The sequence below is a fragment of the Embleya sp. NPDC055664 genome (assembly GCF_053618075.1).
In genome coordinates this window covers 63696-90159 of the sequence record NZ_JBSHGZ010000028.1, presented here as the reverse complement: position 1 = coordinate 90159, position 26464 = coordinate 63696, and the positions used below count along the sequence as shown (strand labels likewise).

Genomic DNA, 26464 nt, shown 5'->3' with positions numbered 1-26464 from the left:
GGGGATCCCGATGTCACACGATCTCGCAGAACTCGCCGACCGGTTACGGCACCCGCGCCGCCCGGCCCGGCTCCACCGTCCGACCCGGCCCCACCGTCCGCCGACGCGCCCCGCGCTGCCCGGCCGGCTGATCGCCCTCGTCGCCGCCGCGGCCCTCGTGCTCGCCGGCCTGATCGCCCAGGCCGTACCCGCCGCCGCGGCCCACGCGGGCGTGGCCGTCTACGTGGCCAACTCCGGCTCGAACACGGTCTCGGTCATCGACGCCGCGAACAACACCACCACGGCCACCGTCCCGGTGGGCCGGGGCCCGTACGGCCTCACCGCGAACCACGCCGGCACCCGGGTGTACGTCGCGAACTTCGACTCCGGCGGCATCTCGGTGATCGACACCGCCACCGACGCCGTGGTCGCCACGATCGCCACCGGCGGCGCGCCGTTCGCGATGGCGATCGACCCGACCGACACCCGGCTGTACGTGGCCCAGGGCAACTCCGTCCTCGCCGTCGACACGGCGACCGACACCGTCGCCGCCACGATCGCGGTGGGCACCAGCCCGATCGCGGTACTGGTCGCGCCGGACGGGGCACACGTGTACGCGGTCAACAACGCCGGACGCAGCGTCTCGGTGATCACCGCCGCGACCGGCGTCGTCGGCACGACCATCACGCTGCCCGGTACGCCCGACGGGGCCGCGCTCAGCCCCGACGGGCGTCGGCTGTACGCGGTCGACAACCAGTCCGGACTGTGGACGCTCGACCTGACCGCCGGCGGCCTGCTCGTCGCGACCGTGCCGATCACCGACGCCAGCAACGTCGCGGTGGACCCGACCGGAAGCCGGGCGTACGTCTCCGCCTTCCCGGCCGAGGTCAAGGTGGTCGACCTGGCCACGAACACGGTGGTCGACAGCGTGGCGGTGGGCGCGTATCCGGCCAACCTGACCCTGCACGTCGCGGGCCGATACGTGTACACCACCAACACCCAGTCCGGCGACGTGTCCGTGATCGACGGCACGACCGACACCGTGGTGGCCACCGTCCCGGTCGGCTCCACCCCCTACGGCATCGTCGTCGTCGGCGTCCCGCAACCGCGCACCGTCACGTCGGTGCGCCCCAACTCCGGCCCCACGGCCGGTGGTACCTCCGTGACCGTCACCGGCACCCACCTGACCGGCACCACCGCCGTCGTGTTCGGTACGACCCCGGCCGCCGCGTTCACCGTCGTCGACGACACCACCCTCACCGCAACCGCGCCCCCCGGCGCACCCGGCACCGTCGACATCACCGTGTCCGGCCCCGGCGGGACCAGCCCGACCTCGGCCGCCGACCGCTACACCTACCTGCCCGCCCCCACCGTCACCGCGGTGAGCCCGAACTCCGGCCCCGACACCGGCGGCACGGTGGTCACCGTCACCGGCACCGATCTCGCGGGCGCGACCGGCATCACCTTCGGCCCGGGCCGCCCCGCCACCGCCGTGACCTGCACCGCCACCACCTGCACCGCGACCGCGCCGCCCGGTCCGGCCGGCCAGGTCGACATCCGGGTGAGCACCGCCGGCGGCACCAGCGCGACCGTGCCGGCCGACCGCTACACCTACATCGCGAGCGCGGCCGACGTGTCGGTGGTCCTTGAGGCCAACGGCGTCGGCGGCCTGTTCGGCGCACACATCGACTACACCGTCACCGTCACCAACCGCGGCCCGAACGCACTCGCCTCGGCGACCGTCGTCGCGCCGCTGCCGTCCCCGATGACCGCGACCTCACCGGACTGCGCGGTGGCCAACCGCACGGTCACCTGCACGGTCGGCCCGCTGGCCAAGGGCGCGGCAACCATCCGCCACTTCACCGCCCCGGTCGACCTGCTCAACCTGGGCCTCGGCTACGAGGTCACCGCGACCCGCACGGCGAGCACACCCAACGACCCCAACCCGGGCAACAACTCCTCGTCGGCATCGTGCACGGTGGTCACATCGCTACTCATCCTGTGCTCGTAACCTGAGCCCAAGCGCCCAAGCGCCCAAGCGCCCAAGCGCCCAAGCGCCCAAGCGCCCAAGCGCCCAAGCGCGCGAACTCGCCTACGCACATACGCACATACGCGTGCGCCCCCACCCCCGGGGGGGGCCGGCAAAACAGGGCGCCCACCCCCCCACCCCCCCACGCCCCCACGCGCGCGAACCCGCCTACCCACATCCGCAAATCGGCGTGCCCCCCCCCCCCCGGGGCGCCCCGTAAACCCGGCCCCCCGCGGCACATCCCGGCCCATCTCCGCGCGTCCGGGATACGCCGACCGCGAACGTGATGACTTCCGCTGTCCCGGAACGCGCCGCGCGGTGATGATGGGCCCTCGCACGTACGACCCGAACTCGACCACCCGCGCAGGTTCGGGCGGCCCGACCGGCTCGCGGCCGGTGGCCGCGACGCGTGTCGGGATCGAAGGAAGCATGCTCGCAATACACCTGGAAGTGACCGCATGAACCCCTCCCCGACCCCACCGGACCGCGAACCGCACGACCACCGGCCAACCACCACCGGCGACGCGCCCACCACGACCGCCGCCGCGCCGGCCACGACCCCCGCCGAGCCGGCCCTCTCCATCCCCATGGACCTCCCGCACGACCCGATCGAATCCCCCGACGAGTTGGAGCAGTCCACCGGCGTCACGCCGATCGAGCTGTTCTTCGACCTCGTCTTCGTCTTCGTACTCACCCAGGCCACCCACCAGGTGGAGTCCCACCCGGGCTGGTCAGGCCTGTTCCAGGGGATGTTGCCGCTGGCCGCGCTGTGGTGGATGTTCGGCGCGTTCAGCTGGCTGACCAACGCGGTGCGGCCCGACGCGGTGGTGCATCGGCTGCTGCTCGCGCTGACCATGACCGCGTTCTTCGTGATGGGCCTGGACCTGCCCTACGCGTTCGACCCCGACGGCTGGGCGTTCGGACTCGCGTTCCTTGTCGCGGTCGGAATGCACGTCGCGCTGTTCCTGACCGCCGCCGAGCCGTCGGCCCGCGCCGGGATCCTGCGGCTGGCCCCGTTCAACGTGGTCGGCGGCGTACTGATCCTGATCGCGCCGCACCTGTCCGACGTCGGGACCTGGGTGTGCTGGGCCGGTGCCGTGACGGTGTTGTACCTGTCGATGGTGATCGGCCGGATCCGCGGATTCGTGGTCGAGCCGCACCACTTCGTGGAGCGCCACGGCCTGATCATCCTGATCGTGCTCGGCGAGTCGGTCGTGGCGGTCGGCATCGGCGCGGGCGGGCGACCGGTCGACTGGAAGCTCGCGGGGGGCATCCTGCTCGGCATCGCGGTCGCCACCGGCATCTGGTGGACCTACTTCGGCGGTGACGACGAACGCACCGTACGGGCCATGTCGGAGGCGTCGGTGGAGCGCCGGCAGATGCTCGGGTACGTGGCGTTCGGCCTGGCCCACGCGGTGATGATCGCCGGCATCGTGCTGGTCGCGGCCGGCATCTCCGACGGCATCCACCACCTGGGCACCGACACGAACCGCTGGTGGCTGGGCACCGGTGTGGCCGTCTTCCTGCTCGGCCACGCCTGGCATCGCTACGTACTCGGCACCGGCTCGATCGCGGCACGGATCGGCGCGGCCGTCGTGGTCGTACCGCTGACCGCCCCACTGGCCGGCGCCGGTTGGGCCACGCTCGCCACCGCCACGGCCGTACTCGCCGCCATGACCGTGGCGGACCATCTCCTGCAACTCCGCATGGTGATGCCGAGAGAGACGCGGGAACCCAGGGAGCCCGGGGAGCAGCAGCCGGTGGCGACCTGATCCCATCGACCGCGGATCCCATAGGCCGCGGATCCCATAGACCGCGCGCCACCACCACACCTACACGACAGCGGGGGTGTGCCCGAGCCGAAGCCCGGGCACACCCCCGCTGTCACGTTGTCCGGTCGGATCAGACCTCGATCGCCCGGATCACACCTTCACCGTGTCCAGATCCAGATCCGGATCCCGGTCCGGTCGCCGCGACCCGTCCTCGGAGTCCGGCGCCGCGTTCGCATCGTCGTCCCCGAGGTACTTCCGCAGTCCCTCGCCCTCGACGTCGACGTTGGGGATCAGCCGGTTCAGCCAACCCGGCAGCCACCAGGCGGACTTGCCGAGCAGGGCGAGCACGGCGGGCACGATCGTCATCCTGACCACGAAGGCGTCGAACAGCACCGCCGAGGCGAGCCCGAAGCCGATCATCTTGACCATCGAGTCGGGTGCCCCGATGAAGCCGGCGAACACGCCGATCATGATCAGTGCCGCGGCGGTGACCACCCGGGCTCCGTGGCGGAAGCCACTGACCACGGCCTGTCGGGGGCTCTCGCCGTGGACGTACGCCTCGCGCATGCCGGTGACCAGGAATACCTCGTAGTCCATGGCCAGGCCGAAGACGATGCCGACCAGGAAGATCGGCATCATGCTCATGATCGGTCCGGTCTGGTCGACCCCGATCAGGCTGCCGAGCCAGCCCCATTGGAAGACCGCGACGACCGCGCCGAGCGAGGCCACCACCGAGAGCAGGAAGCCGCCGGCGGCCTTGATCGGCACCAGGACCGATCGGAACACCGCCATCAGCAGCAGGATCGCGAGGCCGACGACCAGGGCCAGGTAGGGCAGCAGTGCGTCGTTCAGGCGTTGGGAGAAGTCGATGTTCAGTGCCGGTCCGCCGCCGACCAGGGTGTCCGCACCGGTGCGGGCCTTGGTCCGGTCCGCCGTGTCGCGGATCGCGTGCACCAGGTCCTTGGTGGCGTTGCTGCTCGGCTTCGAGTTCGGCGTGACCTCGATGATGGCGGTGTTGCCCGCCTTGTCGAACGTGGCCTCGCCGACCGAGGCGATGCCCTTGACCTTGCCGAGTGCCTGGGTGACCTCGGCTGCAGCGGCCTTGCCGTTGTTGCTCTTCGCGGCGTCCACCACGACCAGCAGGGGTCCGTTGAAGCCGGGGCCGAAGCTTTCGGTCAGCAGGTCGTAGCCGCGGCGCTGGGTGGTGTCGGTCGACTTGACGCCGTCGTCCGGCAGGCCGAGTTGCATGCTGCCGACGGGGATCGCGAGGGTGCCCAGGCCGAGGACGGCGATCACGAGCACCCGGATCGGGTGGCGCAGGACGAACCGGGCCCAGCGGGTACCCATGTTCGGCTTCTCCGCGGCCCGTCGGTGCACGCTGCCGCCCTCGGCGGCCTCGGCGGCGAGCAGTTCGGCCTTCCGGCGGGCCTTGCGGCCGAAGATGCGCTTGCCCGCGAAGCCCAGGATGGCGGGGACGAAGGTGAGTGCGACCAGTACGGCCACCGCCACCGTCCCGGCCGCGGCCAGGCCCATCTCGGTCAGCATCGGGATGTTGACCACCGCGAGGCCGGCGAGCGCGACGATCACGGTGAGGCCGGCGAAGACCACCGCGGAGCCGGCGGTGCCGACCGCCCGGCCGGCGGCGTCCTCGGGTTCGTGGCCCTTGGTGAGTTCGTTGCGGTAGCGCGAGACCACGAACAGGGCGTAGTCGATGCCCACCGCCAGGCCGAGCATCATGGCCAGGGTCGAGGTGGTGGGGGAGAGGTCGAACACGCCGGCCAGGGCGGTGATGGAGCCGACGCCGACCGCGACGCCGAGCAGCGCGGTGAGGATCGGCAGGCCCGCGGCGACCAGGCCGCCGAAGGTGATGACGAGGACGACGGCTGCGATCGCGATGCCGACGATCTCGCCGTTGCCGGGACCGGAGTCGTCCTGGAGCGCGTCGCCGCCGATCTCGACGGTCAGGCCCGCGTCGCGGCCCTTCTGCGCGGCGTGTTCGAGGTTGTCGCGGGTGGCGTCCTTCAGCGTGTCCCCGGAGACCTGGTACGACACCGCGGCGTAGGCCGTGGTGTGGTCCTTGCTCACCGTGCCCGCCGTGTACGGGTCGTCGGCGGCGGCCACCTGGTCGCTGCCCTTGAGCGCACCGACGACCTGCTCGACGGCCGCCTTGTTCTTGGCGGAGTCGATCTGCTGGCCGGCGGGGGCGCGGAAGACGATCCGCGCGCTCGCGCCGTCGGCCGCCGCCTCGGGCATGCGCTCGCCGAGCAGGTCGACGGCCTTTTGCGCCTCGATGCCGGGCACGGTGAACGGCTTGGCGGCGGGCGAGGACGCGTTGGCGGCGCCGAACCCGACGAGGGCGATGATCGCCACCCAGAGCAGGACGACCAGGCGTCGTCGCCGGAAGGCGCTCCGGCCGAGTCGATACAGGAAAGTGGCCATGAAAGGGGTCTCCAGGCTCATGCGAGTCGGGACTGAACGGGGCGGGACGTGTGGCATCGACCCGACGACACGTGTCGAAACCGCCGGGTTGGAAATGCGTGACGAAAAGGAGAAACAGAGACAGGGCAGATGAGGGCATGTGCGAGCAGGTCGCGGCCCCGTCCGGCCGAGCATTTTTACTAGCCGGACAGTAGAAAGTATTCACCGCGATCAACCCCGCGGACGTCCTTCGGAGGTTCTGGCCGCGCGTACTACGTGGGGCGTAGTTTCTACTGGCCGTACAGTAGAAATAGTCTTCGAGGCAGGTCTTGGAACCAGATCTCGGTAGTAGGTCTCGGAAGCGGGACCCGGAAGCGGGACCCGGAGGCAGGGCCCGGGAGCAGGTCTCGGAAGCAGGTGCCGTGCGGGGACGCGAAGGCGTTCACCGCCACCGGGGAAGGATGCGCGCGTGACCGGTCAACGAGGCGACACCCGGCGCCGCGTCCGGGATGCCGCACTGACGCTGTTCGCCGAACGGACCTACGGCGCGACCCGGCTCCAGGACATCGCCGACGCGATGGGTGTGACCAAGGCCGCCCTCTACTACTACTTCCACACCAAGGAAGAGATCCTCGCCGACCTGGTCGAGCCGGCCGTCGAGGAGTTGGAGGCGATCCTCGACCGGGCCGAGGGGCACGGCTTCTCACCCGCCGCGACCCGTGATCTGCTCGTCGCGATGGGCGAGTTGTACGCGCGGGATCGGCGTCTGCTCACGGTGTTGATGTTCGACCGTACCTTCCGGGCCCAGCCCGTGCTGGGCGCGCGGGTGTTGGCTTGCCGGCGGCGTACCCAGCGGGCGTTGAACCGGGGCGACGCCGAGGACACGATGGTCGGCGAGGTACGGGCGCTGGCCGCGCTGGCGGCCCTCACCGTTCCGCTGGCCGCGTTGGAGGGGTACGAGGACCTGCGGCCGCTGGTCGGGCCGTCGGTCGCGGCCGCATGCGCCGTGCTGGGGATCCGGCCGCCGCGCGCCCGGGCGGGGGCGGCGGCCGTCGGCTCGACGGCTTCGGAGTAGCCGGGCGTCGGATCGACGTGGGGCGCCTGCGACCGGGCGGGCCGTGTTCGCTCCGGTCCGTGCGGTTCCGTTCCGTTTCGTTCGAGTCCGCTCGGTTCCACCGGCCCTTGGCCTCGGCGTAATGCCGGTGGCCGATTCCGGTTGGCGCAATAAAGTTCGGCGTCATGGACGTGACACCGCTTTCCGTGTCGGCCTTCGTGGTTGCCGCCGTCGCGGTCATGCGGCTCGCGGCGTTGGCCGACGCGAACCTGAAGGCGCGGGAGGCGCGGAAGTCGTGGGCCCTGCTCGGGTACGACCGCCGGGCCGCCGGTTGGGACCCGTGCCTCGTGTACTGGGATCCGCTGCCGATGACCCACGAGGTGCTCGACGTGCCCACCGCTCCCGACGCACCCGACGCCGTTGGCGACCGCCTCGCCAATGGCCATCCATTCATCAATGGCCGCTGGGCCGACCGGAGTTGGTTGAGTGTCCCGGGCCCGTTCTTCATCGGCGCGGGCGGTGTGGGCCCGGACGCCCGGATGGCCGCCGCCCATTTCCTGGCCGACGACGGGGGGCTGTCCTTCGTCCACCGCCAACCCCGCACGCCGCGCGAGGTATGCGACTTCCTCGGCGTGGCCGCCATCGGGCCGGCCGGCGGTTGCGGGTGGGACGGGGACGAGTACTGGACCCCGGCGGCGGTGCGCGCCTGGTGGGCCGACCGGGATCGGGTCCGCGCCTGGATCGACGCGCGGCTCGCCGATCCCGATCCGGCGTACCACGACCCCGCGACGCTGCGGGCCTTCGCGGCCCATCTCGACCACGGCCTCGAGGACTATCTGCGCGGGTACCTGTTCTGGCTGATCACGGGCCGACAGCCGACCCGCCACGATCCGCTGCCGCCGTTGTGAGGCGCGGGCTCACGATGTCCGGACGGGTGGCCCAACCCTGAGGCGGGTCGGCGGGCGCCGCTCACCGATTCCCCTCCGCGGCGGCGACCAGACGCTCGATCGCGGCGACGACATACGCGGCGTGCGCCCGTACCCGCGGCCGCAGTTCGTCCCATCGATCCCGCTCGATGCCCAGGTAGCCGGCCCTGGCCCGGTCGAGCGGCGCCCGGTGCTCGACCGGGAGTCGCCCGAGGGCCCAGTCGGCGGCCCGGTCCTTCGACTCGATGGCGCCGGTCGCGAGCGTGGTCCAGATCCGGGCGAGGGTCAACAACACGTTGCGGGTGTCGGATTCGAGTTCGTCGAGCAGGTCCGGGATGCCGGCGACGACGGCCCGTTCCAGGTCCCGCCGCGGAACCGGATCGAGGACCTCGTGCGGCGCCGGCCCGAGCAGCGCGACCCCACCCATCGACACCATCGTGAGCAACGGCGCGAGATCCGGATCCACCGTCGGCCCCGGTGTCTCCCCACGCTCGTACGCGTCGCGCAGCCACTCCCCGTACTGGAACTCGCGTCGCGGCGGATATCGCCACGGCCGCACCTCGTCGTGCACCACGACGGTCAACTCCACGGGCCGTGCGGGCCCGCCCCGCGCCCGCGTCCCGGAGATCTCCAACAGCCCGTCCACCAGGGCCCGTCGCTGCCCGAGGGTGGTGGCCCGGCGCACCACGACGAGCACGTCGAGATCACTGTCCGGCCGCAACCCACCCGCCACGGCGGACCCGTGCGGGTAGGCCCCGACGACGTCGTCCCCCAACACCGCCCGCACCAGCCGAACGACACCCTCCCAGCCATCCGCGGCGTTCAGCGAAGACACTCCGGGTCGGGCTCGGCGAGTCGTCACGGTCGCGGTTCCTCTCGTATGCCTCCACCCATGCCTCTGCCTCTACCTCTGCCTCTGCCTCTACCTCTGCCTCTATCTGTGCGTATCTTCTCCATCATCGCCGGTGGTGCCGACAACGCCGTGGTGGGGAAGGGGGCCGGGTATGGAGCGTTCCGAGCTTGCGACGGTGCCGCCGTGGCGACGCACCGGCATTCGACACTTTCCGCATGCCGCCACGGTGCGGGGGGTGTGGTGGGTGCTGCGCCTCAATGTCTTTCCGGATCATCCGATGTTCACGCTGTTCGTCGACGGTGCGCGGCGTTTCGACTTCGACGACTCCCCGCCGTACTGGGACCTTTGGGCCGAACCGACGGTTCCGCCGCTGCCGGCCGAGGCCGTCGAGGCGGCGTTGGCGCCCGTGCGGGACTTCGTGGCGTACGGCAGCGAGGTGGGGCGTCCGTGTGACAACGTCTTCTGCTGCGGATGAGGCCCGGACGTCCGCCGTTCGGCCGATCCGGCGGCCCGGTTGCCCGGTGATTCGGTGCGTGGGCGCGGGAGTTCACACCACCCGTACGTCCACACCCAGGTCGCGTAGCCGCTCGACCGCCTCGGTCGGGGCGTCCGCATCGGTGATCACCATGTCGAGGTCGGTCACCGGACAGACGTGACCGAGGCCGGTACGGCCGAACTTGGCCCCGGCGCAGACCGCGACGATCCGCTGCGCCGAGGCGATCATCGCCTGTTTGACCGGGATTTCGTCCAGATTGTGGGCGGTCAGCCCGTGCTCGACGGAGATGCCGCAGACGCCGAGGACGGCGGTGTCCACCCGCAGTGTGCGCAGCGAGTTCTCGGTGAGGGGGCCGCTCAGGCTGAGCGCGCCGGGGGCGCTCCGGCCGCCCGGGACGAGCAGTTGTACGTCGGGCGCGTCGCCGAGGACCCGGGCCGCGTGCAGGTCGAGTGGGACAACGGTGACCCGGCGGCGGGCCAGGATGCGGGCGATGGCCAGGCCCGTGGTGCCGCTGTCCAGGATCAGCGATTCGCCGTCGGTGACGAGCGAGTCCAGCTCCGCGGCGATGCGGCGTTTGCTCTCGGTCGCCTCGTGCTCCCGGACGCCGAACGGCGGTACCTCGCCGCGCAACATCAGGCTCACCGCGCCGCCCCGCACCCGGCGCAGCACACCGCGCTCGGCGAGTTGGTCGAGGTCGCGGCGGATGGTCATCTCGGAGCAGCCGGTCTCTGCGGCCAGCTCCGCGACCGTGACGCGCTCCGTCGTACGCATCCGTTCAATGAGCGTTTGTTGACGTTCCGCACTTTCCATGCGTTCAATCAAACGTATCGGATGTTCGAAAGTCAACGGAGGGAGCGCCCATGGGTACCCGATGGATCGTCTTCGACTTCGGCGGGGTCATCTGTGTCCCGCCCTCCGACGCGGCGAGCGAGGTCCTGGCCGGTGTTGTCGGGGTGACGGCGGCGCAGTTGTGGCCGGCGTACTGGCCGGATCGCATCGACTACGACGCGGGCACGCTGGATGCCGCCGGGTTCTGGCACGGGGTGTGCGCCCGGTTGGGCCGTGCGACGCCGGACGCGGCCCGGCTCGACCGGCTGGTGGCCGCCGACCTCGCGGTCTGGATGGACATGAACCAGGACACTCTCGACCTGTTGGCCGAGTTGGCCGCGTTGGCCGAACCGGCGGGCGACGCCGCTCCCGGCCTCGCGCTGCTCTCGAACGCGCCGATCGAAATGGCCCGGCACATCGAGGAGCAGGACTGGTCACGGCTGTTTCGGCACCGGGTGTTCAGCGCGGACCTGGGCCTGGCCAAGCCCGACGCGCGTATCTATCTCCACCTGTGCGAACGGCTCGACGCGCGCCCCGACCAACTGTTGTTCATCGACGACCGACCGGAGAACCTGACGGCGGCCCGGGCCCTGGGCATCGAGTCCCTCCACTACACGGACACTCCGACGCTGCGCGCCGACCTCGCCCGGATCGGGATCACCGCTGCCGCTTCGCCGCACCTGTAGCGTCCCCGAGCCCGCCGGGGCGGGGTCGCCGGGCCCGGTGCGCTTCGGAGAGTGGGCGCACCGGGGCCCGGCGTGGGCGGGGTCGGCTACAGGCGGGGGTCACGCCTGCTTGGCTTCGATTTCCAGGACGATGGTGATCTTGTCGCCGACCGCCGCGCCCGCCGCACCGCCGGTGACGCCGAAGTCGCTGCGGCTGATCTCGGTGGTGGCGGTGAAGCCGGCGACCGGGCTACCGTCGAAACCGGTGCCGAAGCCGTTCAGTTCGAGCTCGAGGGTGACCGGCTTGGTCACGCCGCGCAGGGTCAGGTCGCCGTCGACCTGGTAGACGAGCGCGGACTCGGCACGCACACCGGTGGAGGTGAAGGTCAGCGTCGGGAACCCGTCCGTGTCGAGGAAGTCCTCGTTGCGGATGTGGTCGTCGCGCATCTTGTTGTTGCTGTTGACCGACGCGGTCTCGATGGAGGCGGTGACCGAGGACTCCAGCGGGTTCTCGGCGGTGACGATCGAGCCCTCGAAGGTGTCGAAGCGCCCGCGGACCTTGGCGACACCGAGGTGACGTACCGAGAACGAGACGTCCGAGTGGACCGGGTCGATGGTCCAGTTGCCCGCGATGTAGCCGGGGATGGTCTCGACGGAGGTGGTCATGGGAACTCCTTGGAAGTGTTGCGGTGGCGTGGACCGGCCCGCCGCGATGTTCCGCGGCGGGTTTGTTGAACGCTCAGCAACATAGCACCCGTAAGTTGAGGATTCAACAAGTCTTATGCTGTTCCCATGAACGACGACGATCGGCTGACCGCCTCCGAGCGCGAGATCTGGCGCTCGTACTTCACCGGGACCAGGGAACTCGCCGCCCATCTGGACCGGCGGATGCGCCGCGAGGCGGGCATGCCGATGACGTACTTCGAGATCCTGGGCCTGCTCGCCGAATCGCCGGATCATCGAATGCGGATGAGCGAACTGGCCGCCGCGTCGTTGTCGTCCAGTAGCCGGCTGTCACACGCCGTGACGGCCATGGAGAAGTCCGGATGGGTCTCCCGGGGCCCCGCCGAGGGGGATCGGCGGGGCTGGGTCGCCCGTCTGACCGGCGCCGGCCTGGCCGCCCTGGCGGAGGCCGAACCGACCCACGCGGCCACCGTGCGGGAACACGTGTTCGACATGTTGACGCCTCGCCAGGTGGCCTCGATGGCCGAGATCGGCCGGACCATCCGGGACGGCCTGAGCGGGGTCTGCGCGAGCGCCCGGGCGGAGGCGGCGGGGGTGGACGGCTCCGAAGCCGAGGTCGGGACCGAAGCCGAGATCGGGACCGAGGTCGGAGCGGGCGCCGGCTCCAGGGTCGGTGCCGGGGTCGATGTCGGTGTTGGTGTCGGTGTCGAGATGGAGGAGATCGACACCGGGATGGACTGTCCGCTGGACGGCGCGGAGTAGGCCGGGATGGGCGGGGGAGGCCGGGTGTTCCGGCCCGCCGACCCCTAACCGTGTGCCCGTGTGCCGATCACGACCGTGGCGTACAACTCCTCGGACTCGACCACTCGCGCACGCAGGCCGGCGGCGCGGAACACCTCGACCGTCAGCGCCGTCTGCCGCTCGCTGGTCTCGACCAGCAGCCCGCCGCCGGGGGCGAGCCAATCCGGCGCCGCCGCGGCGACCCGACGTTGCACGTCCACGCCGTCCGAGCCGCCGTCCAGCGCCACCCTGGGCTCGTGGATCCGGGCCTCCGAGGGCAGCAGTTGGATGTCCTCGGTGGGCACGTACGGGGTGTTGGCGATCAGGACGTCGATCCGGCCGCGCAACGACGCGGGCAACGGTTCGTACAGGTCGCCCTCGTACACCCGATCCGCCGCGATGTTGCGCCGCGCGCACCGCACCGCGGCCGGGTCGATGTCGGCGGCGTACACCTCGACGCCGGCCACCTCGGCCGTCACGGCCGCGCCCAACGCGCCCGAGCCGCAGCACAGGTCGACCACGACCGCCCCCGGACGGGCCAGCGCGACGGCCTGTTCGACCAGGAACCCGGTACGCCGGCGCGGGACGAAGACGCCCGGGTCGACGGCGATCCGCAGGTCGCGGAACTCGGCCCAGCCGAGCACGTGTTCCAGCGGGAGGCCGGCCACCCGGCGATCCACCATGGTGGCGAGTTCGGCCGGATCGCCGGCGGTGGAGACGAGCAGCCGTGCCTCGTCCTCGGCGAATACACAACCGGCGGCACGAAGCGTGGCAACGATGGGGGTCATCGAGGAAACCGAGGACATCGGGAACGGTGTGGCGGAGGAATCCGACATGAGAGCCTTGGAGCCTTTCGGGATGCCGAAGGGTGCTCTCGCGGGCTCACCTATGCCAGGAGGCCGCACGGTCGTGGAAGGAGAGCACCCGACCTGACACAGCGGTAATGGGTCCCACCTCCTCGACGTCGAGTCCGATCCGCGCCCCGAACCGGGCGCGGCGGCAACACTACCCGACGGGGGTCGGCGCGTACGCCGGGGTTGCGTGGCGTACGCCGCCGGTCGTGCCGCGTACGCCGCCGGCCGTTCACGTACGCCCCACCCGTGCCGCTACGCCGGAGGCAGGGGCGTTCGCGCCGGTGGTGCGTCGACCGTTTCGCCGCGCCGATCGACGGCGACCAGGACCAGGCCGGCCAGGACGAGCGCGCCGGTGCCCAGGAAGCCCGCCGGGTAGCCGGTGGCGCCGATCACCACGCCGACGCCGACCGCGCCGATGCCCATGCCCGCGTCGAAGGCGAGGTTCCACAACGCGCTCACCCGACCGAAGTCGTGCGGGCCGACCCGCTCGAACATCAGCGACTGGGTGACGTTCTGGGCCACCCCGAAACCGGTGCCGAACACGGCGGCGCCGACGAGTACGGTGACCGGATCGGCCGGGCGGGCCAGCAGCGCAACGCCGATCGCGACGGCCGCGATCGAGGGGCCGAACAGCCGGGCGTGGCCGTGCCGATCGCCGAAATGCCCGGCCCACCAGCGGGCCGCCGGCGTGGTCGCGGACTGGACCAGCATGGCGATGGTCACCAGGGTCAACTCACTCGACGACACCGCGAGCGGCAGGAACGTCACGACCACCCCCGCCGCCAACGTGCAGCCCGCGAACGTCACGGCGGGCCGGGCCAGCGCACCGGTCCGCAGTCCGCCCAACACGCCGCCGCGCGCACCCGAGGGCGCGGGCCGGTTCGTGGGCAGCGCGATCGCGGCGCCGAGCGCGCCCATGCAGCACGCGGTCGCGATCGCGAACACGGCGATGTAGCCCAGGTGTTCGCTCATCCACAGGCCGAGGGGCAGGCCCAGGATGCCCGGGACGCCGACCGCCGCGCCGTACAACCCGAGCCCTTCGCCGCGCCGTTCGGCCGGAACCAGCTCGGCGGCCAGCGCGGTGCCGACCACCATCACGATGCCGAGCCCGGCCCCGCGCAGCAGACACACCCCGACCACCAGCGGCACCGCGGCCGACCACGCGAGCGCCATCGTGGGCGAGCCCAGCAACACCAACCCGAGTACGAACACCGCCCGATAGCCGAACCGGGCCGTCAACGCGGGCACCGCGACCTCGGCCGCCACGGTCGACACCATCAACGCCCCGGTGACCACCCCGGCCGCCCCGGCACCGGAGCCCGAGCCCGAACCGTCGGCCACATACAGCGGAACGACCGACAGCAGCAGATAGAAGCCGACCATCGCACCACAGGCGGCGACGATCGTGGCCACCATGGCCCGGGTCAGGATCGGCCCGGGCGACCCCCGGTCGAGCGAACACTGCACAGGCGCGGTCATGCAAATCCCTCCGAACTTCGGCCCGATCCGACACCACCGACACTGCCGCTCGCACCCCCGACCCCACATCGGGCAAACTCCCCGATCGGTCCGCGAAGTTGCCCTAGACGACTTGCCCACGCCGGCCGGCGCCCACGGATGGGTACCGCTCCGGGCCGGATCACGACGCGGCGGGCGGGACGGGCGGCGGTGACATGCTGGGGGCGTGGACAACGACCGGGGTGAGCGGGGCGGGCCGGGCCTGGTGGGGCGGGTCCGGGAATTGGACGTGTTGGGGCGGGCCTGGGAGGGGGCCGGGGCACAGGGGGCGCTCGTCGTGCTCGTTCGCGGCGACGCGGGGATCGGGAAGTCGCGGCTGGTCGAGGAGTTCGCGGCGGGGGCGCCGGCGCGAGCCCGGGCCCGGGTGGTGCGCGGCGGGTGTCTCGACATGGGGCCGGACAACCTTCCGTTCGGGCCGTTCGTCACCGCGCTCCGCCGGCTGACGCGCGACCTCGGGACGGGCGCGACCGCCGCGCTCCTGCCCGCCGCCGGCCGCCGGGGGCTGGCCCGGCTGTTGCCCGAACTCGGCGATCCCATACCCGAGTCCGATCCCGAGCTGGGGCGGGCGCGGTTGTTCGAGGAGGTCCTGATCCTGCTGGAGCGGGCCGCCGAGAAGCGCCCGCTCCTGCTCGTCCTGGAGGACCTGCACTGGGCCGACCGCTCCACCTGCGAACTGCTCGCGTTCCTGGCCCGCAACCTCGACCAGCCCGGCGTACTCGTGCTCGGCACCCACCGCCCGGTCGCCCCGCACGGCGACGAGCCGTTCGCCGCGCTCCCCGGCCTGCTCGCCCGGCTCCCCAACACCCGTACCCTCGACCCGGCTCCGCTCGGCCGCGCCGAGGTGGCCCGCCAACTCGCCGACCTGATCGGCCGGCCGCCGGATTCCCGACACGTGGAACGTGTCCTGTGCCGCAGCGAGGGCAACCCGCTGTTCGTCGAGGCCCTGGCGAGCACCCGGGGCGAACCCGACGCGGGCACCGCCGGCGAACCCCCGGCCTCGCTGCGCGAGTTGCTGCTGGCGGGCGTACACCGCGTCGGCCCGCCCGGCCGTCGCCTCCTGCGTATCGCGGCCGTCGCCGGTACCACCGTAGGCCACGCTCTCCTGCACACGATCAGCGCTCCCGACGCCGCGACACCCATCCCGGATCCGGATCAGGCCGCCGGCGATATCGACGACGCGCTGCGTGCCGTGATCGACGCCCGGATGCTGCTTCCGACCGGCGACGGCTACACGTTCCGGCACACGCTGATCCGCGACGCGGTCTACCACGACCTCCTTCCGGGCGAGCGGATCCGGCTGCATGCCCGGTGCGCACGGGCGCTGACGGCCGACCCCGCGCTCGCGCCCGAGGGCCGGGCCGCCGCCGAATCGGCCGCGCACTGGTACGCCGCCGGGGACCGGTCCCGCGCCTTCGCCACCGCCTGGCGCGCGGCGGGCGCGGCCGGTGCGGCCTGTGCCTACGCCGAGCGGCTGGCCATGTTGGAACGTGTCCTGGACCTGTGGGACGCCGTTCCCGACCCGGCGGGGGACGTGGGCGCGGACCGGATCCGCGTGCTCGAACTCGCCGCCGACGCCGCCGCCCACGGCGGCGCCGCACACCGCGCCGAGACCCTGCTCACCGAGGCCCTGCACCTGCTCGACCCGGCCCGGGAGCCCGAACGCACGGCCCTGGTCCTGGCGAGCCGGGCCGCCGCGCGGGAGCACACCGGCGGGGACGCGCTCCCCGACCTGGAGCGAGCGGTGGGTCTGGCCGGCGGCGACGAGGCGATGCCGGTGCGGGGCCGGCTGCTCGCGTCTTTGGCCGGCATCCTCGCCGCGCGTGGCCGGGACGCGGATGCCGACGAGTACGCCCGCGACGCGCTCCGGCTCGGCGAGGCGGCGGCGGACCCCTCGGTCCGGGCCCGGGCCCTGACCACGTCGGCGATGTTGGCCGCCCGGCACGGCGAACTCGCGGACGCGGTTGGGCTGTACGGGCGCGCCGCGCACATCGCCCGGGACGCCGGGTGCGACGACGACCTGCTCGCCGCGATCGCGGGCGAGGCGGACGCGCTCCAGGCGGCGGGCGAACACGAGCGGGCCGCCGAGGTGGCCCGGCGGGGTGTGGCCACCGCGCGCGACCTGGGCCTGGCCCGCTCGCGCGGAACGCTACTGGCCGCCAACCTCGCCGAACCGCTGGTCTCGCTGGGCCGCTGGGCGGAGGCGGTGGAGATCGTGACCGACGCGATCGCCCTGGACCCACCGCCGGTGTATCGGGCCTGGTTGTACGTGGTGCGCGCCGAACCGGCCGCCGCCGTCGGCGCGCACGACGTGGCGGCCGACGCGTTGCGCGAGGTCCGGGCCGCGCTGGGGGCTCCGCACGGGCAGGAGACGTGCCTGGAGGTGGACGTCCTGGCCTGCCGTCTCGCCTTCGCGCGCGACGATTTGGTCGAGGCGGAGTGGCTCGCCGCCCACATCCTGGCCGACCACGATCTCACGCTGAGTCGACGCTACGCGTGGCCATTCCTGGTGGTCGCTCAACGGATCGCGCAAATCCGCCTCGCCCAAACGCTACGCGCACCGGCCACCACAGCCGAAATCACCGCGCACCTGGCCCGACTCCGACTACTGGCCGCCAAATTGCCCACTGCAGGCCGCCTCCAAGCAGCCCACCGAAACACGTTCGAAGCCGAGGCCGGCCTGGCCACCTGGCCCGACGCGATCGCAGCCTGGCAGGAGATCGGCCAACCCCACGCCCTGGCCGACACCCTCCTGAGCGCGGCAACGGCGTCCCTGACCACAGGAAACCGACCCACGGCCGCCACCTACCTCCAACAGAGCGCAACCCTGGCCAACCAACTGGGCGCCACCCCACTGCAAACCCGAATCACCGACCTGTCCACCCGCAGCCGCCTCCCGACAACCCCCGAAGCCCCCACCCCATCCACCAACACCCGAACCCAACTGGGCCTGACCGCCCGCGAATTCGAGGTCCTGTCCCTGCTGGCCCAAGGTCACACCAACCGCCAAATAGCCGAACTCCTCTTCATTTCCACCAAAACCGCCGGAACCCACGTCTCCAACATCCTCACCAAACTCCCCGCAAAATCCCGCACACAAGCCGCCACCCTGGCCCACCACCTCAACCTATTCCCAGCCCCCCACAACCTCGCCCCATAAGCGCACCAAATACCCAAAACCTCCCCAAATCACCCAATCCTCCGAGAACCCGTTGTCCTACCGAAAGCCGCGAATCGCGAACCGGCACTGAATTGCGCGGAATCCCGCCGAAGATGACGCACGAACCGATCGGTCGGTGTCGGTAAATGCGCTGTCGGCCTGCGAGTTGCGCGGGAGCAGCGACCCCTTCAGCACCGCGAACAGGTCCGCGCGGTTTGGGCCTGGCCTCGGTCCGCAACGCCGCCGGGTTCACAGTCCCTCGGATCACCCGTCGGCACGCTGTCGTAGCCCTCTACGTCACCGGTTCGGTCGTCGCACAGGATCTGGTGTGTCTCTGGGACAGTTGCCTGTTCGTCGGCGGGTCTTTGACCGTCCGGAACCTTCTCGCGACTTCGCTGTACGACCCGGCCGCCCTCGTCGTCAAGGGGCCGGTGTCCGTACATACCTGGCTCGAGATGGGCGGCCGGGGTTGTATCTACTTCGCCGGCAAACCAACGATCGACACCTGTATTCGCGGGCACCTGAACGAGTACGCCGAGGGAGCCAATGCCGCTGTCCACCTCGGCGGGGCAGGCAAGGTCGCCGGCGTGGCGGAGGCGGTGCTCCCCGAGTTCCTCTACGAGGACAGATTCTGCAAAAACCTGGATATCCTGAAGGCGGTGCTCGACGGCAGGCCAGTCCTGCGGTAGGCACCCGGTTCGGGGTCCCCGCGAACGCATGGACCCCGACCAGCCCGCCCGCCGTTTGAGGACCCCAAGCAGCCCCGGGCTCACCACCCGGCGCGGCAAGCCCATCGTGCCCGCACCGCAGCCGATCCCTCAGTGTTCCCCATCCCTCCAGCCCGTCCGGCGTTTGAGGACGCCAAGCAGCCCCGGACTCACCACACGGCGCGGCCGGCCCACCGTGCCCCGCACCGCAGCCGATCCCTCAGCGTCCCCAATCCCTCCAGCCCGTCCGGCGTTTGAGGACGCCAAGCAGCCCCGGACTCACCACACGGCGCGGCCGGCCCACCGTGCCCCGCACCGCAGCCGACTCGCCAACGTCCCCCATCCCTCCAGCCCGTCCGGCGTTTGAGGACGCCAAGCGGTCCCGGGCTCACCACACGGCGCGGCCGGCCCATCGTGCTCCGCACCGCAGCCGACCAGCCGGCAGCACCAACGCCGGCCCGTCGGGCATTTGAGGACGCCAAGCAGCCACGCGCGCGCAGCGGGACGCGCCGCCCACGCCGACCCCTACGGCCACCGATGCCCCGCCGCGCCGCCATCCCAACCCCGCGGCCGGCCCCGGACATCCAACAGGTCCTCCACGAACTCCGGCACCCGCAGGCCACCCTCGGCGTCCCGCGCGCTCCGCGCATCACCCGCACCGTCCGCCCCCCGCCGACGGTCGATCGACCTGACGTTCTCCCACGCCCAGGCCTCCGTCCCCGCCATACGATGGTGCATCGCCGAAACGCAGCGCCGCAGCACCAGATCCGTAGCCGGATTCGCCAACGCCGCCGCGCTCTTGCCCCCCTGCAACTCCCGGCGCGCGCTCAGGAAGTCGGCCACCCGATCCTGGATCCGCGCGGCCACCGCCGATTCCGCGTGCGCACGACCCACATGCTCCGTGTACGCCAGCACACCCACCAGGTCGGTGGCCACATCCGCCCCGGAACCCGCGCTGTCCCGCGACGCGTAGTAGTCGCTGGTCCAAGAGACCACGTCCGCCTGGGCGTTTCGCACATCGTCATACGCCGCGCCGTCCCGAATCATCACCGGCAGCTCCCCGCCCGCCATGTACTCGTCCAGCAGCAGACACGGGAACTGCCCACAGGCGAACCGCCGATGCCGCACATACGCCTCGACCCCACCGGCGTGATCCCGCCTCGCCGTGCGCGGCCCGCCCGGCGGACGCGGCAACACGTGTCGCAGCGTCTCCAGACCCTCGACCACGAACCGCTCGCGCCAGTCCGCACTCATGGCCGGATACACCCGCCCCAGGATGTCCGCGAGTGCCCTCGCCATCGGCCCGGCGGCGGGATCGACGCGGCCAGTGCGGTACACCGGCTCGACCTGGGCCGTCAGGTGCTCCCGGCCGGTTGCGGTGCGTTCGTCCGGTTCGGCGTAGCGGTCGTGCGTGAGGAACTGCCAGGCGATGAACTGCGCGTACAGCACCAGCCGGTCGGGCTCGGCGTCGGGGTGCGTATAGGCCGCGAGGTCCCCGAGCCGCGCGCCGACCAGCCGTTTCTCCGCGTCGGCGTGGTCGAGCAGGTCGTGGCGTCGGGCCCAGTCGAGCAGCCGGCGTTCCGCCTCGGGCGCGTGCGGATTGCGGTCGAGGGCGAACGGCAGCGGTATTCGCGGGGGGTGTGCCTCGACCATGGGGACTCCATTCGTCGTCGAAGGGTGGTGCGGCTCCGGCGGTTCCGCGCCTGCGAACCTTCCCGGCCACCACCGGCTCCCGAACGCGACGATGCCGGCGTCCGAGGCTTCGCACACCGATATCGTCCTATTCACTTCACGGTGTTCGTCGATCTGCTATGGATCGCCCGAATCACCGTCGCCGGAACGGATATCGACGCGAATGCCGGCACCCCCATCGGTCAGGACGGAAGCAACACCCCCACCAGTTCCCCGAATTCCTCCGGCGTCAGGATCCGCACGCCCAGTTGCTCCGCCTTGGCCCGCTTGGATCCGGCCTTGTCCCCGGCGACCACGAGCGCCGTCTTCTTGGACACCCCGGACGAGGCGGTACCACCGGCGCGTTCGATCAACTCGTTCATCTCGTTGCGCGACAGCGCCGCGAGCGCACCCGTCATCGCCCCGGTCACCACGACGGCCATACCCGCAAGCGGCCCGGCCCCACCCGCGTCGCCCGGCTCCGGGCCCGCCTCGCCACCCACGCCCGAAATCACACCCGCACCCACACCCGCATCCGGCACGACCCCGGGCTCGCTCATGTTCACCCCGGCGGCCACCAACTTGTCGATCACATCCCCGAGTTCGGCCAGTTCCGCGACGATCACCGCCGCCTTCCCGGGCCCGATCCCCTCGACCTGCGCCATCGCCTCCACGTCGGCCGCGCGGATCGCGTCCATCGTGCCGAAGTGGCGGGCGATCCGCCGGGACATCGAGCGCCCGGTCAACCGCACCCCCAGCGCGCACAACACCCGGTTCAGCGGCTTGGTCCGGGCCGCCTCGATGCCCGCCATCAGCCGGTCGGCGATCTTGTCGATCCGGTCCAGGGCGAGGAACTGTTCGCGGGTGAGGGTGAACAGGTCGGCCACGTCGGCGACCGCACCGGATTCGATCAGTTGCGTGACGATCCGGCCGCCGATGCCCTCGATGTCGAGTTGGTCGCGGCCCACCGCGTACAGGATCCCGGCGTGCAGCCCGCACGCGCGGCCCTGGGCACACCGCCACCGCTGCTGCGAAGTGTCCACCTCACCGCCGCACTTGGGACACGCGGTGGGGAACTCGATCGGCGTCTCGGCACCGGTGCGCGCGTGCACCAAGGGGGCCTCCACGCGCGGGATGATGTCGCCCGCCTTGTACACGCTGACCGTGTCGCCGATCATCAGCCCACGCCGCTCGATGTCGGCCGGGTTGTGCAGGGTCGCGAAGCCGACGACGCTGCCGTCGATCTCGATCGGGTCCAGGATCGCGCGCGGCGCGATCACCCCGGTGCGGCCGACCGCCCAGTCGACCCCGAGGAGCCGGGTGATCTTGTGCACGGCGGCCGGCTTGTACGCGATCGCCCAGCGCGGCGCGCGGGTGCCGCTGCCGGCCTCGGCCTGGTCGGCGGCGGCGTCGGCCTTGATCACCACACCGTCGATCCCGAACGGCAACTCGGCCCGCAGCGCCGCGATTTCGTCCACCGCCGCCTGGACCTCGGCGATCGTGGCGCACACCCGAAGCCGCGCCGCGGTACGCCCGGTGGTCAGCACGCCCAGCGCCCCCACCCGGGCCATCACCGCCGAGTGGTCGGCGGTGCGCAACTCGGCCGCGAACGTGCTCTCGTCGTCGGGCAGCGGCAGCGCCACGTAGCCGAAGAAGGTCATCGGGATCACGTACGGTCGGTCCTTGGCCCGCAGCGTGCCGGCCGCACCGCCGCGCGGATTGGCGAACACGCTCGCGCCGTACTCCCGGCGGATCTCGTTGGCCGCCTCGAACTGCTCGGCGGTGAGCAGGACTTCGCCGCGCACCTCGATCGAGACCGGCTCGGCCAACCGCTCGGGCAGACCGACGATGGTACCGATCGCGTGCGAGACGTCCTCCCCGGCGATGCCGTCGCCGCGGGTGATCAGCCGGTCGAGCCGGCCCTCGCGGTAGCGCACCGCGACCGCCAGGCCGTCCATCTTCGGCTCGACCGTCAGCGCCGCCGGCGCCCGCCCCAGCCGGCGCTCCAACGACGCGGCCCACGCGGTCAGCCCCTCCGGGTCGAACACGTTGTCCAGGCTCAGCATCGGCACCGTGTGCGGCACCTCCCCGCCGGGCAGCGCGCCCGCGGCGACCTTGCCCACCGGCGACTCGGCGACCGCGTGCTCGGGGTGCGCCCGTTCGTACGCCTCGATTCCGCGCAGCAGCCGGTCGTAGGTGTCGTCGTCGACGGTGGACTCGGCGCCTCCGTAGTAGGCCCGCGCGGCGTCGGCGACGGCCGCGACGGCCCGGGTGTACGCGTCGAAGTCGGCGAGAACGGCGGCCGGCGCCGGGGAGTCGATCATGCGTACATGCTCTCGAACAGGACCGACATCACCCCGCACCGATATCACCCCACGGGCACCTCCGCCGCCCCCGGGCCCGCCCGCAGACCCGCCGTCAGGCTCAGCGTCACCGTGATCGACATCCCCGCCATCACCACCATCGCGGTGCTCGGCGACGTCACCTGCGCGATCCCGCCCGCGAGCGACGCACAGACGCCCTGCATCGCCACCATCCCGGACGCGTGCAGCCCCAGCGCCTGGCCGCTCAGCTCGTCCGGCGTCATGGCCATCAGCCGCTCCTGGAACAGCAGGCTCGCCGAGTAGCCGACCGACGCGATCGCGACCACGACCAGCGCGAGCGGCAGCGCCGGATCCATCACGAACAGCAGATACGGCGCGGCCAGCAGCAGCAACATCGGCGGCCCGAGCCGGTGCCGCCACGGCCCCGGCACGAACCGGCCGCCGACCACGTCCCCGGCCAGCATGCCCAGCGCCGCCGCCGCGAACAGCAATCCCGCGTGGTCGGGTTCGAGCGGGATGAACAACGACTCGCAGCCGACGACCAGCCCGTTGGGCACCCACAGCGCGAGGTAGACGTAGCGGCGCGGCTTGACCGACCACAACAGCGCGTTGTTGCGCCACGTCTCGGCCACCGACGGCCGACCGGCCGCGCGCGGTGCCCGAGCCGCCAGCCCGCACCGCGACACCACCGCCCCGAGTAGGTACAACCCGGCCCCCACGAGGAGCGTGCCGCGCGCGGACAGCGCGGTGACCAGCACGGCACCGAGCGAGTAGCCCAGGATCTGTACCGTCCCGTTGCTCATGTTGAGCACCGACCGGCCGAGCAGGTAGCCGTCCCGGGGCAGGATCTCGTTCAGCAGCCCGAAACGCACCCCACCGCCCACCGCGGCCACCGCGCCCTGGCCCAACACGATGGCGAACAGCGCCCACAGCGGCATCCCGGGCAGGGCCAACGCGGCCGTGCCCAGGGCGAACATCAGCCCCGTCGAGGTCAACGCGGCCCGGGGCGGCAACCGATCCGCCGCCGACATCAGCGCGGTCGCCCCCACCACCTGCGCGAGCGAGCCGCCGAACATGCCGAGCGCGGCCAGCAGCGGCGAGCCCGTCCGATCGAAGACCAGGGTGCCCAGGGCCAGTCCGCTCACCGTCATCGCCGCCAGATGCGCGGATGTGGCGGCGAACAACGGGGTGTACTCCGGTGTGCGGAACAGCTCTCGGTAGGTGCGCATGGCGAGAGCTTCGGGGTATCCAAGCCCGGGGCGTTACTGTTTCGCCGGGAGGCGAAAGCATGGGGTGGTGGCAGGTCGACGCGGATACCCTCGCGGGCAGCCGCTTCACCGTTTCACCACTGGCCGAGGTCACCGCGACCCTGAAGACCCTGGAGCGCGGTACGGCCGGCCACCCCGGCGAAGGCGCCTGGCTGGCCGCGCACCTGCCCGCCTACCGGGCCCGGCTCGCCGCCGACCCGATCACCGCGCTGCTGCTGCGCATCGGCTACGGCGGCAGTTGGAACGCCGACTTCCTCACGCCCCCGCCGACCCGCGACCCGGAGCCGAGCTTCGACAGGGAACTGGAACGGGTCCGGGCGGTCTCCTCCGCCGACGCCCGGGCGGACCTGGAGGTGTCGATGGGCGGTCCACTGCCGCCCGCTCTGCGGCGCGACGACCTCGCCGCCCGCGCCGCCGACATCCTGGACTGGCTCTGGAGCGGGGTGGTCCGCCCCGACTGGCCGCGCCGCCGCCGGATCATCGAGGCCGACATCATCGCCCGCACCGATCGACTCGGCCGCGGCGGCTGGGCGGCGGCGCTGGACGACCTGCGCCCGGGTATGCGCTGGCTGGGCGCGAGCCGACTGCGGATCAACGCGTACGACTACCCGCCGCGCGATCTCGGCCGGGCGCGGCTGTCGTTCGTCCCGGTCACCCCCGGGCGCGGCTGGGTGGCCTGGGACGAGGCCCGGCACTACGCGGTGGTCTACCCCTGTTCCGGCGTACTGGCCGACGGCCCCCGACCGGCCGCGGCCGATGCGCTGGCCCGCCTCCTCGGCGCCGGCCGGGCCGGCGTACTGATCCGCCTCGACACGCCCAAGAGCACCAGCCAACTGGTCGCGCTCACCGGACAGGGCCTGGGCTCGGTCGGCCGCCACCTGCGGATCCTGCTGGACGCCCACCTGGTGCTGCGCCGCCGCGCCGGCCGCTCCGTCCTGTACTACCGCTCCCCGACGGGCGAGGCCCTGATCGCCGCCCAGACACCGCGCTGAACGGGCGCCGGCCCCGAACCGGGCGATGCGGCGCCACCCGCCTCCGCCGATGCGCCACCATGGCCCGATGAGGATCGAACCCGTCACCCCGTTGGCGCCGCGCGGGATCCGGCACGTGGTGCTCACCCAGCGCTGGAGCGAACTCACCTTCCTGCATTGGCCCGTGCCGCCCGCCGAGGTCGCCCCGCTGCTCCCGGAGGGCACCCGGCCCGACGTGCTCGACGGGGTGACCTACGTCGGCCTGGTTCCGTTCCGGATGGTCGACGTCGGCCTGCTGCGGCTGCCGCGCGTCCCGTGGCTGGGCACCTTCCCGGAGACCAACGTGCGGCTGTACTCCGTGGACGATGCCGGCCGTCGCGGCGTCGTCTTCCGCTCCCTGGAGGCCGCCCGCCTGCTGCCCGTGCTGACCGCCCGGGCCACGCTGCGCCTGCCCTACCGCTGGGCCCGGATGCGGATCGAGCGCGCCGGCGACCGGGTGCGCTACACCACCCGCCGACACCGCCTCGAGGGCGCGCCTCACGCGGCGACGGTCGAGGTCCGTGTCGGCGCGCCGGTGACCGAACCCGGGCCGCTGGAACACTTCCTGACGGCGCGTTGGGGCCTGCACACCTCGGTCGCCGGACGCACCCTCTACCTGCCCAACGCGCATCCGCAGTGGTCGCTGCACCACGCCGAGGTGCTGCACCTCGACGAAAACCTGATCGCCGCCGCCGGCCTCCCGAACATCACCGGCGCCCCGACCAGCGCGCTCTACTCCCCGGGCGTACCCGTACGCTTCGGCCCACCCGTCACGGTCACCCCCGACACCTGACCGACACCCGCAACCGAGTCGGGCCCGAAGGCGCTCGTGGCCACGAACACCACGTCGCGCAACGCCCGCCCAGGTTGTCCGCGACGGCATTGCCGGGCCCGAACGCCGACCCGACCACCGACTCGGAGCCGGCCGGGAACAGCCGCCGGCGGAGCGACGGTTGGGTCGACCGAGCAACGCGGGCGCCCGTCACGGCGTCCCCATGCCACACCGCCCCGCCCCCACGAACCGACCCGAAGGGCCGGCCGGTCACCGTCGATCCACCGATCGGACCGGCGGTGACCGCTCCGGAGGGCGCGGCCACCCCGAGCCCTCCAGAGCCCCGGCCGACCATCGACCGGCCGTGCCACGCCCACACCCACACGAACACCGACGCGCACCCGCTCAACCCCACACGAACACCACCCCGCGTACCCCGCAGCCCGGCGACTCGAACCGCTGCCGACGCGCACACCACGACTCGGCACCCCGAAAAGCGCGCGAGCGCACGGCGAATTGCCCGGTCACGGGCGACCGGTGACCGCATACGGCTCACGGATTGTCGATGTCGGTCTCAGCCCGCTCGACCGACGACGCGGTCGGCTCCCCGACTCGAATTTCGCCTCGAATCCGGTTTCGAGGCCCGATCCGGATCACGGCCGAATCGGTGTCGCTCCCCGGGCGAAGCCCGGCAGCGCA

20 protein-coding genes are annotated in these 26464 nt (G+C 72.1%); 11 read left to right on the top strand and 9 right to left on the bottom strand.

The annotated features are described in order from the left end of the window. The first annotated feature begins 10 nt into the window (after nt 1-10). Both ACWGR4_RS34145 and ACWGR4_RS34140 read left to right on the top strand, forming a co-directional pair. A complete protein-coding gene (locus tag ACWGR4_RS34145) occupies nt 11-1990 on the top strand; it encodes an IPT/TIG domain-containing protein (RefSeq protein WP_452133936.1) in 1980 nt (659 codons plus the stop codon). A gap of 476 nt (nt 1991-2466) precedes the next feature. Then, nucleotides 2467-3780, top strand: a complete 1314-nt coding sequence (locus ACWGR4_RS34140; protein WP_452134139.1) for a low temperature requirement protein A — start codon at nt 2467-2469, stop codon at nt 3778-3780. Nucleotides 3781-3930: 150 nt separating this feature from the next. On the opposite strand, the gene ACWGR4_RS34135 is transcribed toward ACWGR4_RS34140, so the two are convergent. Next, nucleotides 3931-6219, bottom strand: coding sequence for an MMPL family transporter (locus tag ACWGR4_RS34135; protein WP_452133952.1), 2289 nt, complete (start codon nt 6217-6219; stop codon nt 3931-3933). Nucleotides 6220-6667: 448 nt separating this feature from the next. Here ACWGR4_RS34135 and ACWGR4_RS34130 point away from each other — a divergent pair, with 448 nt between their 5' ends. After that, nucleotides 6668-7273, top strand: a complete 606-nt coding sequence (locus tag ACWGR4_RS34130) for a TetR/AcrR family transcriptional regulator (RefSeq protein ID WP_452133951.1) — start codon at nt 6668-6670, stop codon at nt 7271-7273. Between the two features lie 164 nt (nt 7274-7437). Continuing rightward, a complete protein-coding gene (locus tag ACWGR4_RS34125) occupies nt 7438-8160 on the top strand; it encodes a hypothetical protein (protein ID WP_452133950.1) in 723 nt (240 codons plus the stop codon). Nucleotides 8161-8221: 61 nt separating this feature from the next. Here the strand turns inward: ACWGR4_RS34125 and ACWGR4_RS34120 are convergent, their stop codons facing one another. Continuing rightward, complete coding sequence (locus ACWGR4_RS34120) at nt 8222-9040, bottom strand: aminoglycoside adenylyltransferase family protein (RefSeq protein ID WP_452133949.1); 819 nt, start codon at nt 9038-9040, stop codon at nt 8222-8224. A gap of 142 nt (nt 9041-9182) precedes the next feature. On the opposite strand from ACWGR4_RS34120, the gene ACWGR4_RS34115 reads away from it, so the two are divergent. Next, a complete protein-coding gene (locus ACWGR4_RS34115; protein ID WP_452133948.1) occupies nt 9183-9506 on the top strand; it encodes a hypothetical protein in 324 nt (107 codons plus the stop codon). Between the two features lie 72 nt (nt 9507-9578). Here the strand turns inward: ACWGR4_RS34115 and ACWGR4_RS34110 are convergent, their stop codons facing one another. After that, nucleotides 9579-10337, bottom strand: coding sequence for a DeoR/GlpR family DNA-binding transcription regulator (locus ACWGR4_RS34110; RefSeq protein ID WP_452133947.1), 759 nt, complete (start codon nt 10335-10337; stop codon nt 9579-9581). Between the two features lie 50 nt (nt 10338-10387). Here ACWGR4_RS34110 and ACWGR4_RS34105 point away from each other — a divergent pair, with 50 nt between their 5' ends. Further along, nucleotides 10388-11041 carry an HAD family hydrolase gene (locus tag ACWGR4_RS34105; RefSeq protein WP_452133946.1) on the top strand — a complete coding sequence of 218 codons (654 nt, stop codon included), beginning with the start codon at nt 10388-10390 and terminating at the stop codon, nt 11039-11041. 99 nt (nt 11042-11140) lie between these two features. Here ACWGR4_RS34105 and ACWGR4_RS34100 read toward each other — a convergent pair whose 3' ends face one another. Then, nucleotides 11141-11686 (bottom strand): YceI family protein, encoded by a 546-nt coding sequence (locus ACWGR4_RS34100; RefSeq protein WP_380003974.1) that lies wholly within the window; start codon nt 11684-11686, stop codon nt 11141-11143. A 126-nt stretch (nt 11687-11812) separates the two neighbouring features. Here ACWGR4_RS34100 and ACWGR4_RS34095 point away from each other — a divergent pair, with 126 nt between their 5' ends. Further along, entirely contained in the window at nt 11813-12466 is a 654-nt protein-coding gene (locus tag ACWGR4_RS34095; RefSeq protein ID WP_452132310.1) for a MarR family transcriptional regulator, read from the top strand. Nucleotides 12467-12510: 44 nt separating this feature from the next. Here the strand turns inward: ACWGR4_RS34095 and ACWGR4_RS34090 are convergent, their stop codons facing one another. Both ACWGR4_RS34090 and ACWGR4_RS34085 read right to left on the bottom strand, forming a co-directional pair. After that, complete coding sequence (locus ACWGR4_RS34090; RefSeq protein ID WP_452132309.1) at nt 12511-13272, bottom strand: putative protein N(5)-glutamine methyltransferase; 762 nt, start codon at nt 13270-13272, stop codon at nt 12511-12513. 318 nt (nt 13273-13590) lie between these two features. After that, nucleotides 13591-14817 carry an MFS transporter gene (locus ACWGR4_RS34085; protein ID WP_452132308.1) on the bottom strand — a complete coding sequence of 409 codons (1227 nt, stop codon included), beginning with the start codon at nt 14815-14817 and terminating at the stop codon, nt 13591-13593. A gap of 205 nt (nt 14818-15022) precedes the next feature. Between ACWGR4_RS34085 and ACWGR4_RS34080 the strand changes: the two genes are divergently transcribed. Together ACWGR4_RS34080 and ACWGR4_RS34075 are read left to right on the top strand one after the other, a co-directional pair. Continuing rightward, a complete protein-coding gene (locus tag ACWGR4_RS34080) occupies nt 15023-18013 on the top strand; it encodes a helix-turn-helix transcriptional regulator (protein ID WP_452132307.1) in 2991 nt (996 codons plus the stop codon). A 215-nt stretch (nt 18014-18228) separates the two neighbouring features. Continuing rightward, nucleotides 18229-18702, top strand: coding sequence for a hypothetical protein (locus ACWGR4_RS34075; RefSeq protein WP_452132306.1), 474 nt, complete (start codon nt 18229-18231; stop codon nt 18700-18702). Nucleotides 18703-19245: 543 nt separating this feature from the next. On the opposite strand, the gene ACWGR4_RS34070 is transcribed toward ACWGR4_RS34075, so the two are convergent. From ACWGR4_RS34070 to ACWGR4_RS34060, 3 genes are all read right to left on the bottom strand, one after another. Then, nucleotides 19246-20373, bottom strand: a complete 1128-nt coding sequence (locus tag ACWGR4_RS34070; protein WP_452132305.1) for a terpene synthase family protein — start codon at nt 20371-20373, stop codon at nt 19246-19248. A 221-nt stretch (nt 20374-20594) separates the two neighbouring features. Beyond that, complete coding sequence (ligA, locus tag ACWGR4_RS34065) at nt 20595-22715, bottom strand: NAD-dependent DNA ligase LigA (protein ID WP_452132304.1); 2121 nt, start codon at nt 22713-22715, stop codon at nt 20595-20597. A gap of 44 nt (nt 22716-22759) precedes the next feature. Then, a complete protein-coding gene (locus ACWGR4_RS34060) occupies nt 22760-23944 on the bottom strand; it encodes an MFS transporter (RefSeq protein ID WP_380003966.1) in 1185 nt (394 codons plus the stop codon). Between the two features lie 59 nt (nt 23945-24003). On the opposite strand from ACWGR4_RS34060, the gene ACWGR4_RS34055 reads away from it, so the two are divergent. Both ACWGR4_RS34055 and ACWGR4_RS34050 read left to right on the top strand, forming a co-directional pair. Further along, entirely contained in the window at nt 24004-24975 is a 972-nt protein-coding gene (locus ACWGR4_RS34055; protein ID WP_452132303.1) for an ArsR/SmtB family transcription factor, read from the top strand. 67 nt (nt 24976-25042) lie between these two features. After that, nucleotides 25043-25786, top strand: a complete 744-nt coding sequence (locus ACWGR4_RS34050) for a YqjF family protein (protein ID WP_452132302.1) — start codon at nt 25043-25045, stop codon at nt 25784-25786. The last annotated feature ends 678 nt before the right edge of the window (nt 25787-26464 follow it).